At 67.0% G+C, this 14,054-nt stretch carries 17 protein-coding genes and 1 tRNA gene; 7 read left to right on the top strand and 11 right to left on the bottom strand.

Annotated features, from left to right (window positions below):
* Positions 1-8: 8 nt before the first annotated feature.
* Complete coding sequence (locus tag GM656_RS01080; protein WP_162411798.1) at positions 9-1,916, bottom strand: methyl-accepting chemotaxis protein; 1,908 nt, start codon at positions 1,914-1,916, stop codon at positions 9-11.
* A gap of 303 nt (positions 1,917-2,219) precedes the next feature.
* On the opposite strand from GM656_RS01080, the gene GM656_RS01075 reads away from it, so the two are divergent.
* From GM656_RS01075 to GM656_RS01065, 3 genes are all read left to right on the top strand, one after another.
* Positions 2,220-3,392 (top strand): threonine synthase, encoded by a 1,173-nt coding sequence (locus GM656_RS01075; protein WP_162411797.1) that lies wholly within the window; start codon positions 2,220-2,222, stop codon positions 3,390-3,392.
* A 169-nt stretch (positions 3,393-3,561) separates the two neighbouring features.
* The gene (locus tag GM656_RS01070; protein WP_162411796.1) at positions 3,562-4,587 is read left to right on the top strand and encodes an alcohol dehydrogenase catalytic domain-containing protein; all 1,026 of its coding nucleotides are present in this window, start codon (positions 3,562-3,564) and stop codon (positions 4,585-4,587) included.
* 170 nt (positions 4,588-4,757) lie between these two features.
* Complete coding sequence (locus GM656_RS01065; protein ID WP_162411795.1) at positions 4,758-4,970, top strand: hypothetical protein; 213 nt, start codon at positions 4,758-4,760, stop codon at positions 4,968-4,970.
* A 40-nt stretch (positions 4,971-5,010) separates the two neighbouring features.
* Here the strand turns inward: GM656_RS01065 and GM656_RS01060 are convergent, their stop codons facing one another.
* The 7 genes from GM656_RS01060 to GM656_RS01030 all read right to left on the bottom strand — a co-directional run bounded on the left by GM656_RS01060 (position 5,011) and on the right by GM656_RS01030 (position 8,342).
* On the bottom strand, positions 5,011-5,634 hold the full coding sequence (locus tag GM656_RS01060) for a J domain-containing protein (protein ID WP_162411794.1): 624 nt from the start codon (positions 5,632-5,634) through the stop codon (positions 5,011-5,013).
* Positions 5,635-5,697: 63 nt separating this feature from the next.
* On the bottom strand, positions 5,698-6,456 hold the full coding sequence (locus tag GM656_RS01055) for a proteasome assembly chaperone family protein (protein ID WP_162411793.1): 759 nt from the start codon (positions 6,454-6,456) through the stop codon (positions 5,698-5,700).
* Positions 6,457-6,461: 5 nt separating this feature from the next.
* Positions 6,462-6,644 carry an RNA-protein complex protein Nop10 gene (locus GM656_RS01050; protein ID WP_162411792.1) on the bottom strand — a complete coding sequence of 61 codons (183 nt, stop codon included), beginning with the start codon at positions 6,642-6,644 and terminating at the stop codon, positions 6,462-6,464.
* A gap of 16 nt (positions 6,645-6,660) precedes the next feature.
* Entirely contained in the window at positions 6,661-7,461 is an 801-nt protein-coding gene (locus GM656_RS01045) for a translation initiation factor IF-2 subunit alpha (RefSeq protein WP_162411791.1), read from the bottom strand.
* A gap of 1 nt (position 7,462) precedes the next feature.
* The gene (locus GM656_RS01040) at positions 7,463-7,636 is read right to left on the bottom strand and encodes a 30S ribosomal protein S27e (protein WP_162411790.1); all 174 of its coding nucleotides are present in this window, start codon (positions 7,634-7,636) and stop codon (positions 7,463-7,465) included.
* A 4-nt stretch (positions 7,637-7,640) separates the two neighbouring features.
* Entirely contained in the window at positions 7,641-7,919 is a 279-nt protein-coding gene (locus GM656_RS01035) for a 50S ribosomal protein L44e (RefSeq protein ID WP_162411789.1), read from the bottom strand.
* 156 nt (positions 7,920-8,075) lie between these two features.
* Complete coding sequence (locus tag GM656_RS01030) at positions 8,076-8,342, bottom strand: hypothetical protein (protein WP_162411788.1); 267 nt, start codon at positions 8,340-8,342, stop codon at positions 8,076-8,078.
* A gap of 189 nt (positions 8,343-8,531) precedes the next feature.
* On the opposite strand from GM656_RS01030, the gene GM656_RS01025 reads away from it, so the two are divergent.
* Positions 8,532-8,804 carry an HAH_0734 family protein gene (locus GM656_RS01025; protein WP_162411787.1) on the top strand — a complete coding sequence of 91 codons (273 nt, stop codon included), beginning with the start codon at positions 8,532-8,534 and terminating at the stop codon, positions 8,802-8,804.
* Positions 8,805-8,860: 56 nt separating this feature from the next.
* Here the strand turns inward: GM656_RS01025 and GM656_RS01020 are convergent, their stop codons facing one another.
* Positions 8,861-11,179 carry a DUF2298 domain-containing protein gene (locus tag GM656_RS01020; RefSeq protein ID WP_162411786.1) on the bottom strand — a complete coding sequence of 773 codons (2,319 nt, stop codon included), beginning with the start codon at positions 11,177-11,179 and terminating at the stop codon, positions 8,861-8,863.
* A gap of 122 nt (positions 11,180-11,301) precedes the next feature.
* Here GM656_RS01020 and GM656_RS01015 point away from each other — a divergent pair, with 122 nt between their 5' ends.
* The 3 genes from GM656_RS01015 (at position 11,302) to GM656_RS01005 (ending at position 12,700) form a co-directional block, all read left to right on the top strand.
* Complete coding sequence (locus GM656_RS01015) at positions 11,302-12,069, top strand: glycosyltransferase (RefSeq protein ID WP_162411785.1); 768 nt, start codon at positions 11,302-11,304, stop codon at positions 12,067-12,069.
* Positions 12,066-12,557: a GtrA family protein gene (locus tag GM656_RS01010; RefSeq protein WP_162411784.1), complete on the top strand. Its 492-nt coding sequence runs from the start codon at positions 12,066-12,068 to the stop codon at positions 12,555-12,557. The genes GM656_RS01015 and GM656_RS01010 overlap by 4 nt, the downstream gene beginning before the upstream one ends.
* 68 nt (positions 12,558-12,625) lie before the next feature.
* Positions 12,626-12,700, top strand: a tRNA-Met gene (locus tag GM656_RS01005).
* Positions 12,701-12,875: 175 nt separating this feature from the next.
* Here GM656_RS01005 and GM656_RS01000 read toward each other — a convergent pair.
* On the bottom strand, positions 12,876-13,352 hold the full coding sequence (locus GM656_RS01000) for a hypothetical protein (RefSeq protein ID WP_162411783.1): 477 nt from the start codon (positions 13,350-13,352) through the stop codon (positions 12,876-12,878).
* 93 nt (positions 13,353-13,445) lie between these two features.
* Positions 13,446-14,015 (bottom strand): hypoxanthine/guanine phosphoribosyltransferase, encoded by a 570-nt coding sequence (gene hpt, locus GM656_RS00995; protein WP_162411782.1) that lies wholly within the window; start codon positions 14,013-14,015, stop codon positions 13,446-13,448.
* Positions 14,016-14,054 lie beyond the last annotated feature (39 nt).

Genomic DNA, 14,054 nt, shown 5'->3' with positions numbered 1-14,054 from the left:
GGGCGTGCCTACGCCGACCGCGCGTCGCCGACAGAGAACTCGGATAGTAGCGTCTGAAGCTCCTCGGTGCGCTCGTTCAGCGACTTCACGTTGGCGTCCACCTGCGCGATGGCCGCGGACTGCTCCTGAGCGGTCGCCGACGCGCGCTCCGCCTCGTCGGCCGTCTCGCGGCTGATGTCGGCTACCTCGTCGACCATCGACACCGCCTCCTCGGTGCTCGCGGCCTGATCGTCGGTCGTGTCGCTGATCTCCTGGATGCCCCTGTCGGTCTCCTCTGCGTTCGCCGCCACCTGCGAGAACACGTCGACGATGTCCTGCACCGCCGTCACGCTCTCGTCGACCTGTTTCCCGGCCGCCCGCGCTTCCGCCACGGTCGTCTCGGTCTGGTCCTGCGTCTCCTCGATGAGCTGTTCGATCTCGGACGCCGACTCCTGGGTCTCCTCGGCCAGTTGCTTGACCTCGTCCGCCACCACGGCGAAGCCGTCGCCGCCGGCCGTGCCGTCGCCGCTGGCCCGCGCCGCCTCGATGTTCGCGTTGAGCGCGAGCATGTTCGTCTGTTCGGCGATATCGCCGATGAGACCGATGATATCGCCGATCTCGCCCATCTGCTCGTCCAGCGTCTCGACGTTCTCGATGGTCGATTCGATCGTCTTCTGGACGGCTTTCGCACCCTCGATGGCCTCCTCGGCCGTCGTCTCGCCGTCCTCCGCGATGGCCGCCGTCTCGTGAGAGGTCTCGGCGACCGTCTCGGCGGACGCGGCCACTTCCTCGACCGTGGCCGACAGCTCGGTCATCTCGCCGGAGACGGTCTGGAGCGTCTCGCGCTGCTCCGTGGCCCCGTCCGCGATCTGCTGGATCGCGTCGCTCACGGTCTCGCTGGCCTGCTTCGCCTCTCTGGAACCCTCGCTTGCCTCCTCGCTCGCGGTCGTCACCTCGCTTGCGAACGTCTGAATCTCCTGCATCGCCGTCTCCGTCTCGTCCATCATCTCGTTGAACGCCTCGGCGATCTGGGCCATCGCGTCGCTGTCGGTCTCGGGATCGACCCGCACGGCGAGGTCGCCGGCCGCCGCCTGTGCCATCGTCTGGCTGTAGGCGTTGGCCGTGGCTTCGAGGTCCTGGTTCAGCTGCTCGACCTCTCGCTTCTTCGCCTCCGCCTCGGCCTTCATCTCCTCGGCCTCGGCCCTGGCCTGTTCGATCTCGGCCTGCTTCTGCTCCAAGTCCTCGATCTGGGCGGTCTTCTCACGGGCCTGCTGGAGCTGCTCCTGGGCCTCCTCGCGGGACCGCTCGGTCGAGTACCAGTGAGCCATCAGCGCCGACGCGAGCGCCAGCACGAACGCGCCGTGGATGACCCCCCACGCCCAGGGGTTGTTGATCGCGGCCGAGTGGTTGTACACCCGGCTGGGATCGATCATTCCGAAGACGCCGTGTTGCACCGTCACGAAGACGATACCGAGCAGGAACGGCGCCCAGTCCTCGTACACCGCGACCACGGTCATCACGACGAAGAAGTGGAAGTGGGCTTCGATGAAGCCGCCCGAGAAGTGGACGAGGAACGCGGAAGACGCTACCAGTCCCATCGTGGCGAGAGCGGTCCGGGTCCGCCTGCCGAACCGCGACCAGCTCGCCAGTCCAGCCAGCGCGACGATGACACCGAGTTCGAGCAGGACGGTCGAAAGCGGAATCGACGGGAGCGTCGCGCCCGTGATCAGCGACTCGGATCCCTCGTAGGTCCCCAGCAGGAACAGGAACGGGACGTGCGCGAGCAACAGAACGAGGATGTTCCGATGCCGTCCGCGCCACGTCTCGTCCGGAATCGTGTCCCCGGCAGGAATGTATCTGATAAACTCCTGAATCGTCGCCTCCAGCCTGCTCACCGGAGACAGGTCTCCCCTCGAACCGCTTGCAGATTCGACCATCTTCCCTGAGGTTTGCTATTCAGGGCTAAAAGCGCTCGCGCGCAACTATCAAACAATATAATCTACCGAATAGGATGGGGATAAAGCGTTTACGGCCACCCGTCGCTTCCCTATCAGGACCCACGCACCACACGACCGTCGTTCGGGCTCTACCACCCACGCGCCTCCGAATCGCCACGCGACGGATGCCGGCTCTCCGGAAGCGCACCACTCTCCGATAATCACGTTCTATTTCCGAGATGTTATCGAAGCGATCAGAGAAGGATCGGACCACACTTGGTCGTGCCGTTCGCACGGGAACGCATGGAGACGACTGCGGCGTTTCGCGGCCTCAGCTGTACGGCGTGTGGCGCGGAAACCGACGGCACGGCCGACCGCTGTCCCGACTGCGGGGGCGTCCTCGTCGGCGACTACGACACCCAGGCGCTGACCCCCGCCGACCTGCCGGACGCGCCCGGTCCCGGACGGTTCGAGCCGTTGCGGCCGTTCGCTCGGGCGGAGACGGTGAGCATCGGCGAGGGCGCGACGCCGCTGGTCCCGGTCCCCGACCTGGCCGACGAACTCGGCGTCGGGGCGGCCTACGTCAAAGACGAGGGCCGGAACCCGACGGGCGCGCTCGCGGACCGCAAGCTCTCGCTCGCCGTCACGGCCGCGACCCAGCGCGGGACCGAGCGCGTCCTGACGCCCTCGACGGGCAACGGCGCGCAGGCGAGCGCCGCGTACGCGGCCCGCGCCGGCGTCGACTCGAAGGGGTTCGTCCCCTCGCGCTGTCCGTTCCTCAACAAGGCGATGGTGAACGTCCACGGCGGCGACATGCGCGTCGTGGAGGGCCGCTACGACGACGCGGTGGCGGCGTTCGACGACGCCACCGACGAGGCCGACGACGACTGGGCGTCGGTCGCGCCCGGCCACCCCTTCCGCATCGAGGGCGCGACGGGCGTCGCGTTCGAGATCGCCGCCGAACTCGACTGGGCCGTGCCGGACGCCGTCGTCCACCCGACCGGACACGGCGAGACGATCGTCGGCCTCGAACGAGGCTTCGCGGCCGCCGAGGCGAGCGGGCTGACCGACGCCGCGCCGCGCCTCTACGCCGCCCAACCCGAGACGACGGCGGCCGTCGCGGACGCGGCGCGCGAGGGCGAGACCGAGCCGGTGACCGTTGAGCGACCGGACACCATCGTCGGGCCGCTCGAAGTCCCCGAGCCCGCGGCCGGGGCTGCAGCGCTCACCGCGCTCGACCGGACCGGCGGCGACGGCGTCGCCGTCCCAGACAAGGAGATCCTCCAGGGGGCCGTCGACGGCTGCGAGATGGGGCCCGAGACGGGTGCGACCGGCGGCACGGCCGTCGCCGGCGCTCGCGCGCTGGCCGAGCGCGACGCCTTCGCGGCCGACGACACCGTCGTGCTGGTGAACCCCGTCGCCGGCAGCAAGGAGGCCGACCTGCTGCGCAGTCACCTCATGAGCCAGGGCATCTGAGAGGGGGCCGGTCGCGTCGGACTGGGGATCCGATGCAATCGTCGCCCAGACAATCGCTGTCGGTCGCGTGGCGGCGCTCGCCATCGCGTCAGGCGGGTGGCTGATCGCTCGCTTCCGGCTCCTACAGGCGTCGCTGTATTTTATCCGATCGTGGCGCGAAACCGGAACGATGCGCGTCGCAGCGTTCAGCGATCTCACTGGCCCGGACGGCGTCTCGATCACCAACCAACCCAGGCCCGACCCCGGCCGCGGCGAGGCCGTCGTCACCGTCGAGGCGTGCGCGATCAACCGCCACGACCTCTGGATCCTCGAGGGCGACTCCGCGATGGTCGACGCTGATGACCTGCCGTTCGTCAGCGGACTCGACGTCACCGGGACCGTCGACGCCGTCGGCGAGGGCGTTACCGCCGTCGAACCCGGGGACCGCGTGGTCCTCTGCCCGAACGAGACCTGCGGGACGTGTCGCTACTGTCGAGAGGGGCCGGAGAACCGCTGTGAGAACTTCTCGCTGTACCACGGCGGCCTCGCAGAGGCGGCCCGCGTCCAGGCCGATCGTCTCGTCAGACTCCCCGACGGCCTGGATACGGTCGACGCGGCCGCGCTGCCGACGGCCTACGTGACCGCCCTGCACATGCTCCGCAGGATCGAGGCTGGTCCGGGCGACCTGGTGTTCGTCCCGGGCGTCACCGGCGGCGTCGGCGTCGCGGCCGTGCAACTCGCGGACGTGCTCGGCGCTCACAGCGTCGGCACCTCGTCCTCGCGGGCGAAACTGAGCCGCGTCGAATCGCTCGGTCTGGACCACGCAATCGAGAGCACCGACCCGGACGAGATTCGAGCGGTGGTCAGCGATCTCGGGCCGGTCGACGGCGTGCTCAATCACCTCGGCGGGGCGTACACGCAGGTCGGCCTCGATGTCCTCAGACGCGGTGGCCGGATGGCGATCTGTGGTCGGACGGCCGGTGGCACGTCCGAAATTGACGTTCCCGACCTGTTCCTCGGCCACAAACGCGTCATCGGGAGCACGATGGGGACGCAGGGCGATTTAGAGCGACTCGTCGGGCTCGTCGCTGACGGCGCTTTCACCCCTGAAATCGACGAGACGTACCCTCTCGAAGAGACCGGTGCGGCGTTCGCGGCGATGCAGGATCGCGAGAGCGTCGGGAAGCTCGTCGTGACGCCCTATAGTAACAATTGAAACGATTTACACACCGATCGCACTGCCATCGCGCGATCGGGTGTGCACTGATTTTCAATGGCTACTATCGTTTCGACGACCCGACTGGCGTGTCTCCCGCGATAGAACGCGTCGTGCGCGTGCATCCCGGCGACGCAAAAACAATGGTCTCCGGGAGTGATCTGTCGAATATGGTTATCTCCACCACGTCGGTATGGGGCGAAATCGCGGACGAGATCACGGACGACACGATCATCGAGTACGAGGATGCGACCGTGTACGGCGATTTCGAACAGGAGCAGATTCTGCACCAGGGGTCGGTTCGCATTCTCCCGAACGGTTGGATCGCTGTTCCGACCGGCCGGCTGATCTCCCCCGAGGCGGTCCATCACATCGACCCGTAGCGTCCTCGACTGAACGCCGAGTCTGAAAACCGGAAGCCCCTCACGACGCGCGCTGTTTCGCCGCGCCGGCGGCGTGTTGCTTGGCCGTCGTGTAGGCCTCGCGGACGCGCTTGAACTCGGCCTCGGTCCCGCCGTGGTCCGGGTGGACCTCCTTGACGCGCTCGCGGTAGGCCGATTTCACGTCGTCGAGCGAGGCGCTCCGGGTGAGCCCCAGTTCGCCGAACGCCTGGACCGTCGGGTGGACCTGTTCTTCGGGGTCCGGGCCGAGGTCGACCTCCGGCGTCTCGAAGGGCAGGCGCGCGCCCAGCGCCGCCCCCGGCATCTCGTGTTCGACCAGCACCGGGACCGTCGGGGAGCGTTCGATCCGATAGAAGGCCCGCGCGTCGAAGGTGATCGCCACGTCGCGCTTCGGGAGATAGAACGCCACGTGCTGGCCCTCGACGAAGTGGTTCTCGGCGAACTGCTCGTCGATGGCGGTCAGGTACTCGCGGAGCTCGTCGCGGCGGCGCATCTCTCCGCCGTCCGTCGCCTGCCGGTTCGGCCGCTCCGCGGGAAAGAGCCGGCCGGCGACGACGAACAGGCCGGCGACGACGAGGCTCCCGGCGACGCCGAGGAGCAAGCCGAGGACGAGCCACTCCGGCAGTACGCCCGGTTGGGTCTGCACGCTCAGCCGTTGGGGCCGGTCGCTAAAGAAATTCTCGCTCGCGTCGGTGCGCTCGCCGCCCGCTCACCCGATGTATCGGAGGTCCTCGTCCGCCGGCGAGGGGGAGTTCTGCTGTTCCATCTCCTGGATCTTCCGGACGACCTCCTCCATCTCGTCGGCGCGTTCCTCCAGCGTTCCGTAGTCCACGTCGAAGCCGACCACCTCCTGCAGGATTTCGAGGACGGCCTGGGCGCTCTTGGGGTCGACGAGGTAGCCGGAGGTCTCGCCCATCAGGCAGCACGCGGGCACGTCGCGGCGCTTGCCCAGCCCGAGCAGGAGTCCCGAGACGCCGACGATGCCGCCGGCGGGTTCGTCCTCGCGGAACTCGACGCCGGCGTCATCGAGCGTCTCGCGGAAGTCCTCGGTCGTGGTCGCGCCGAGGACGTCGTACTCCTCGATGAGTTCGCCCGTCGGGACGCCGCCGAGCGCGAACACCCGCTCGACGCCGAAGTCGTCGGCGACGTCGAGGAACGTCGAGGTGAGCCCGTAGTGGCCCTGGTTGTCCTGTGCCTGGTGGTCGCCCGAGAGGACGAGCATGTCCTGTCCCTCCTCGGGCGTGACGGCGTGGAACTCGGCGCAGGCGAGCGACGCCTGCCCCTCGTCGATGCTGACCTGGGGCGGGAAGTGCGTCGAGTAGACGCGGCGGACAAGCTCGCTGTCGAGCTCTTCGAGCAGGTGCTCGGCGGCGAGCTTCCCGACGTGGCCGACGCCCGGGAGGCCCTCGACGAGCACCGGGTCGTCAAGCTCCGGGTCGGCGACCGTCTCGATGTCGAATTCGTCCATACGGCTTATTCGCGGCGGCGGCGCTTAAGAGAACGTCGATACTCGCCGTAGGAGTCCTCCGGCGAAAACGGCGCGGGAGCGCTGTTGACGGCTTCGCCCCCGCAGTCCGGGCAGGTCGAAGCGAGCGTGTACACCGGTCGGTCGTGTTCGCGCTCCCAGTCGGCGCACACGCGGATATCCGATTTCATGCCGTCACGCGGTGGCTTACTCGTCGTCTTCGCTGCGCTCGCGGTGGAAGCCGCCCGCGCCGCCGTGGTCTTCGACGACGGCTTTCGCGCGGTCCGCGCTCTCTTCGAGCGCGTCCTCCGCGGTCTTGTAGTCGGGGGCCTGCACCTGGATGCGGTACTCCGGCGAGCCGACGTAGGTCACTTCCAGGTCGATCTCGTCGGGGACCTCGCCGTTGCCCTCGGCGGCCTGCAGCGCCTCCTTGATCACGTCGACCCCGGAGCTCTCGGGGCAGGACAGGTCCACGTAGCCGGTGACCTGAACGTAAGGGACGGAGACGTTGTTTCGGGCCGTCTCGACGATGGCGTCGATCTCGTCCTCGGAGAGGTCCACGTCGTCGAGGGCTTCATCGCCGTGGATCGCCGCCGATTCGAAGCCGTCGTACATGGAGCCGAACTCCGCGAGCAGCTCGTTGGCGATGGCGGCGTAGGTCTCGTCGTCCAAGTCCTCGCCGAAGGCCAGTTCCATCCAGTTGTCGGCCTTCTGCTCGTTTTTCCACTCCTGGATCTTCTCCTTGCGCTGGTGGTCGTTGACGTCCTTGATCGAGAGGTCGATCTGCTGGGCGCTCTCGTCGACGTCGAGCACCTTGGCAACGACTGTCTGCCCTTCGTTGACGTGGTCGCGGACGTTCTTGATCCACCCGCTGGCGACCTCGGAGATGTGACAGAGGCCGCGCTTGCCCTCGTACTCCTCGAGGTCGACGAACACGCCGAAGTCCTCGATCTCGTCGATCTTGCCGACGACGAGTTCGCCCGGTTCGGGCCAGCCGCTGTATTTCATCCTATCGTGCCTCGACGACGGCGGTCACTTCGCCTTCGATGTCGGCCTTGCCGCCCGTCGGGCGGGCGAGCGTGTGGCCGCAGACGGCACACGAGACCTCGCTCGCGGCCTTCTCGAAGAGGGTCTGTTCGTTCTCGCAGTCCGGACACTCGACGGTGAGGAAGCTTCCTGCCATCGGTTTACTCCTGGAACTCCAGTCGGCCGGCGCGCCATCCCTCGCGGAGGTGGGCCTTCCCACACTCCGAGCAGCGGTACTTGAGGTCCGTCTTCTTGGTGGGCTTGTCCCCACCGGGGACCTTCGAGAACTTCCCGTCGTTCCCGATACCGGAGTTGCGCTCTCGCTGGCGGTCGATCCACTTCATTCCGGTCTCGCGCCCGGAACGAACCTTCTCGACCTCGTGTTCGTTGTGCTCGTTGCAGTGCGGACAGTACGTATTGAAGCGTCGTGGCATCTGCATAGATATCGGCCTTACCGAGCGATTTGACGTGACCGCTTAAAACCCGTTTGGTTCGCACCGACCGCCCGCCGGGCGGATTCACCGCTCCGTGCGTCCGAACCGCGTGACATTGGCCCGCACCTCGGCCCCTCCGAATACCGTTTCTCTCCCGTGACCTTACTTGAACCGCGCCGACGGCCCGCTCGACTCGATTCGGACCGCGCCGAACACGTCGGACTCGCCGGACCCCGCGAACAGTTCGAGATTCACCGCTTCGCCCGCCGAGAGCGCGCCCAGTTTCGCCGCCAGTTCTTCGTCGACGTAGTCCACGACCTCGTACCTCTCGTTGGTTTCGACGTCTCGGAGTTCCATCTTGCCACTCTCGTCCATCGGAGAGGTCACGACGGAGGCCCGCTCGCACGACCGCTGCTGTTGTTTCAACATACATGACTGTCAGCGATTTCGATACATAAAGGTCGGCTATCAGGATGTTAAGCATCTAAACACTGTTCGGAATGATATAAGGTCACATTAGGTCGTTGGCACCTCGTCACGGGAGTCGCAGCCGTCGATTCCACCGACAGCGCAGTCGCCTTCGAAGTCACTAAGTACGCAGTTGGTAAAGGAGCGGGTATGAAGAAGCTCATCATCCACGGCGACCCGGGGCTCCGCAAGGGCGGCCGCATCGAGTACGACGGCGAGGAGTACGAGGTGTTCTCGGTCAACCGCCAGGGCGACTGGCACGGCCCCGACCGGCCCCAGCTGTGGTGTACCGTCGGCTCGGAGGACGAGGAAGAGACGTTCAAGACACAGGAGTACATCCCGATGCACCTCGACACCATCGACGCCGACGCCGAGGCCGTCACCGTGCTCCGCGAGCGCGGGACGGCGAACGCCGAATCGTAAGCCAGCGAGCGCCAGCACACTGTCGGCCGACCGGCACGCTTCTCTCCGTCCTCTTCTCAGAGCCGTTCCGGGTGCACGCGATAGATGGTTACGCCCTCGGTTTGCATCGCGATGGTGACGCCGTCCGCCCGGTCGGTGGTTATCTCACCGTAGCGTTTCCGTTCCGCCGGGCCGACGTAGACGTAGCGCACGTCGTACTCGCGGAGGAGTCGCCGCTGAGCGGCCGGCTCGCCCGTGTATATCGTCTCCACGTCATCGACCCGGCGGTCGTACACCGTGTCGTTGCGGTACTGCGCCTCGTGGTGCCAGCCCGCCACGGTCGGGAGGCCGGTCAGGCTCGCCGGCGCGCTCGCGCCCTCGCCATCGGATGGATTCCAGTGGTATCCGGCGGGTGCGGCCGTGACGATGTTCGGTCGCCCCTCGACCGTCGCGTCGAGCCACCTGATCGCCTCCGCCTCGGCGGGGTGTTCCTCGTCCAGGTAGGCCAGTCCGTCCAGCGTGGGGTCGTCCGCGTACTCGACGTGGTTCGAGAGCGCGAACGCGCCGTACAGCGACGACGAGCAGACCAATAGGACGACGAGCGCCCGCGCCCCCGTTCGGGTCAACGTTCGCGCGCGCTCGCCGCTCGGCCGCCAGCGAGTCATCAGCCACGCCAGCACCGGCCCGACGGCGACGCCCCAGAGCACCCAGACCTGCATGTACGTCTTGAAGACGGTGTTCATCCGGCCGATGTTCTCCCTGACGAAGACGAACTCGACGAGGAGGACCAGCCCCGCGCCCGCGAGAAGGAGCACCGCCTCGAAGCCGACGGGGCGGTCGCCGCCGTCGGCGATCGCGGGGACCCTCTCGACCGTTCGCCCGAGCGCGGGCGAGCGCGCGAACACCCAGGCGCCGAGCAAGAGCGGCAGGAGGAGGCCGACCGCGGCAGCGTCGAGCGACGCGGTGAGGGCCGCCGCGGCCACCGCCAGCAGGCCGACGACGCGGGCCGACTCCCGCCCGACGGCGCGGCCGGTCTGGGCGTAGAGGTACAGCCAGAACGGGGCGACGAACACGCCGTGGATGGCGAGCAGTTCCAGCAGCGACGTTCGGTCGGGAAGCACCGCGATTTCGCGGCCGCTCGCCGGGCCGAGCCAGAACGGGAGCGACCAGAGGAGCCCGAGCGCCAGCACGCCGACCGCGACGGCGAGCCCCATCCCGATTCGAACGCCCTCCTGTCCGGCGCTGTCGAGTCGGAGCTTTCGGCCGATGCCGCCGGGAAGCAGCGTCGTCGGGTCGGCCGGCGCGACCGTCACCGTCAGGAGGGCGAGCCCGCCTATCGAGGGGAACGACCAGGTGTTGGTGACGGCCATGACGCCGCCGACGGCCGGGAGCGCGCCGAACAGCAGCGCGAGTCGCCGCCGCCGCTCGCTGGCCGGCGTCTGGTAGTAGCTGAAACAGAGCGCGGCGGCGAAGAGCAGAAAGCCCGTGCTCATCATGTGGGCGTGGAGGTCGCCGTTGAGCCAGGCGAACAGCGGGAACTCGTCGATGACCAGCGCCGCTCCGGGCTCGTAGGTCGCGAAGTCCGCCGCCGTGTCGTCGATGACGCGGCTCGCGTCCCAGTAGCTGAACGAGTCCGGTCCGCTCGCCAGCCCCTCCAGTTCGTAGCCGGCCCGCGTCGCGACAGTCTGACTGAGGCCGTCGGGCAGGAGCCAGATGACGAACCGGGCTGGCGTCGAGAGATTGCTCGCGAATCCGACGAAGAAGGCGGTCAGGCCGGCGGCGAGTCGCCGAGGGAGCCCGCGGTCGCTCGCGATCGCTCCGGCCAGCCCGTACGCCGCCGTCACGAGCGTCGCGTAGAAGCCCGCCAGCGCGAGGTTGTAGGCGTACTGTCCGGCCGTCCCCGTGATTCTGGTGAGTATCGCGGCCGCGAGGTGGCCGCCGTAGTAATACGCGACCGGCTCGCCCGCGAACCACACGTCCTCCAGCGGGAGGCTGTCGGCGCGCAACAGCGACTGCAGGAGGCCGAAGTCGAGGAACTTCTCGCCGCCGAGCGGGACGATGGCCGGATCTAGCGCTCGGATCCACACGAGAAACAGGAAGGCGAGTGCGAAGACACCGGCCGTCTCGGCGTACGCGCGCGGGTCGACTGTGCCGTTCGACCGGCCCGCGGCCACGGCGCTCGCGGCGAGCACCGCGACGCCGAGCCAGACGCCGACTGTCAGCGAGAGGCGACCGACGAAGTAGGTCACGAGCCACAGGACCGACACTGCAACCGGGACGCCGAGGGAAACGCCGCGGTCGGCGAACCGGGGGAACAGCGCCGTCGCGACGGTTCCGCCGGCATAGAGCAACAGCAGATAGAGCGCGAGCCAGAGGGCGAGGACCCCGTATTCCATCAGTAGGGGGACCGGTTCGCTGGCCTATACGTCTTTTCGTTGGGCGGCTCCCGCCGGCGTATCAACTGCTCTGGTGAGTAGCTTCGAACTGTTTTTACTCCTTCCAGTCGGACACGCTACCAATGTCGCGTTCCGTCGGCGTCGTCCTCCCCGCCTATCGTCCCGACGTTTCCCAGCTCGGGACCTACATCACCGACATCCAGAACGCTCTCACCCCGGAAACCGTCGTCGTCGAGCTCGACGCGCCGCGCGACGGAGTCCCCGCGAAGCTCGCCTCCCTCTCTGTCGACGTGGAGACGGTCCCGTACCGCCGCGGAAAGGGCGCGGCGATCACCGCCGGCTTCGAGCGCCTCGACACCGACGTACTGGCGTTCGCCGACGCCGACGGGTCGACGCCCGTCGCGTCGCTCGACGAGGTGCTAGACCCGGTCCGATCCCGTCGCGCGGACCTCGCCGTGGGGTCGCGCCGCCACCCCGACGCCGAGGTCGCCAGCCACCAGACCTTCGCCCGGCGCTTCCTCGGCGACGGCTTCGCGTGGCTCGCGGGACAGTTGCTCGACGCTAGCCTGTACGACTACCAGTGCGGCGCGAAGGCAATCGACGCGACCGCCTGGGAGCGCGTCCGCGACCACCTCTACGAGCCCGGCTTCGCCTGGGACGTGGAACTCATCGCTATCGCCGCGGCGCTGGATCAGCGCATCGAGGAGGTCCCCATCGCGTGGGAGGACCAGCCCGGCTCGACGGTGTCGCCGATACGCACCTCGATCGACCTGTTCCAGGCGCTCCTGACGGCTCGCCACCGTTCGAAACAACTGCGCAACGATAGCTTCCACACGGCCCTCGCCGAACACCTCGACGAACCGACGGCGCTCGTCGAGAAGGACCGATGAGCGACCTCGAACGGCAGGTCCGGCGGTACGTGCCCGACCGCTTCGAGTCGCTCGTCTCGGGCGTTCGGTTCGGGCAGTTCGTCTCCGTCGGCGTCGTCGGCGCGATCAGCGACAACACGGTCCTCGCCATATTGGGCCTGGGATTCGGGGTCGGCGACATGGCGGCCAAGGCCGCGGGCATCGAGACGGCGATTCTGGTGATGTTCATCGTCAACGAACACTGGACGTTCGCGGACGAGGGCGACACCGGCCGCCGGTCGTTCGCCAAGCGCCTCGCGAAGTCCCACCTCGTCCGGTCGGGTGGCGTCGCGGTCCAACTCTCCGTCTACTGGCTCCTGACCCAGCGCCTCGCGTTCGAACTCGTGATCGCGGGCACGGACCTCTGGTTCATCGCAGCCAGCCCCATCGCCATCGGCATCGCCATGTTCGTCAACTACGTCGCCGAGAGCGTCTTCACGTGGCAGGTCCACCGGGACGACTCCCTGTAGCGCGTCACAAAGTCACGGACGGCACTCGAATCACAACCCTTAATGAGGGGACCGGACTACCAGAAGGTAGCGGGATGGGATAGCCAGGAGATTCCGGCGGGCTCATAACCCGCAGATCGGTAGTTCAAATCTACCTCCCGCTATATTTTGCTTCGAACATCGACGTGAGAAGCACATTCTTTGCGAGGGAGTTTGAACGAGAGAACGCCGAGCGTCAGCGAGGTGTTCGCGTAGTTCAAATCTACCGCCCGCTATCATGTTGCTGCGAACTGATCGTGAGTCGCAAAGGTAGCGTATCGGCGACCGTCCTCGGTAGGCTCACCCCCGACGTTCACCGGTGTTCCGATACCCGTCTCTGGCCGCCGTGAGTGTCCGGTACAGTGCGGCGGCCAATGCAACGACGAGCAGGACGCCGAGTACCTGTGCAGGTGTGTTTCGCGTCTCGACTGCCCACGGGAGCGCCAGCACAAGGACCCCGGCAGAGACAACGAATCCAGCGACAGTGGTAACACCGGCCAATAGGTATCGGCCACTGCGCTGCACCGGGCCGCCGCGGTCAATCGCGGCGAGTCCGTGCCGCTGGACCAGCGCCCCTTCGAGCGCCATCCAGAGCGCCAGCAACACGGCGACGCAGAAGCCGACGATTCCGAGCGCGTTCGGAACCGTGACTCCGGCCGCTCCGATAATAATCCTGCCCGCGCCGACGAGTAATCCGAACGTTAGGGGCCCCAGCAGAACAAGCGAACTGAACAGGGCGGCGAAATTCCCTGTGAGAGAGCGAATGGAGGGAGACACAACAGCCAGTATCGGTTCGGAGTTTTATAATCCTTCTGTCAATTCTCGACGGTGTGCGTTCGACTCTCTACAAGACTCCGAGTACCGGCCGACTTAATCGTCCCCGTGTTCGTCGACGATGACGACCTCGCCGTCGACGACTTCGACGTTGATGAGCGTCTTGGCGTCGTAGCCTGCCTCGTCGAGCTTGTTCGTCCCGTCGGCCTTCTTGATGACGCAGACGATGTCGCGGATGTCCGCGCCGATGTCTTCGAGCGCGCCGGTGAGGCCGGCCAGCGTGCCGCCCGTCGAGAGCACGTCGTCGAGAACGAGCACGCTGTCGCCCTCGTAGACGTCGTTGACGTACATCTCGCTCTCGGAGTAGCCCGTCACCTGCGAGAGCGACACTTCGCCGTCCAGGCCGTACTGGCGCTTGCGGACGACGACGAGCGGGATGTCGGTCATCAGCGACACCGCCGTCGAGATGTGTATGCCCATCGCCGCCGGTGTGACGATCTTGTCGACGTCTTCCAGTTCCGCCTTGCGGATGATCTTGATGACGATCTCGCGCAGGAGCTCCGGTCGAAGCATCGGGACCCCGTCGCTGATGGGGTGGACGAAATAGTGGTACCCTTCTTTCTCGATGATCGGGGCCTCGAGGAGGGACTCCTTGAGTCGGTCCATGCCGTCGGTACTGCGAGGCCATACTAAAATTCTCCGTCA

The sequence above is a fragment of the Haloarcula salina genome (genome assembly GCF_010119195.1).
Lineage (GTDB): Archaea > Halobacteriota > Halobacteria > Halobacteriales > Haloarculaceae > Haloarcula > Haloarcula salina.
The sequence above is the reverse complement of the archived record's forward strand: the minus strand, read 5'-3'. Positions and strand labels throughout refer to the sequence as shown.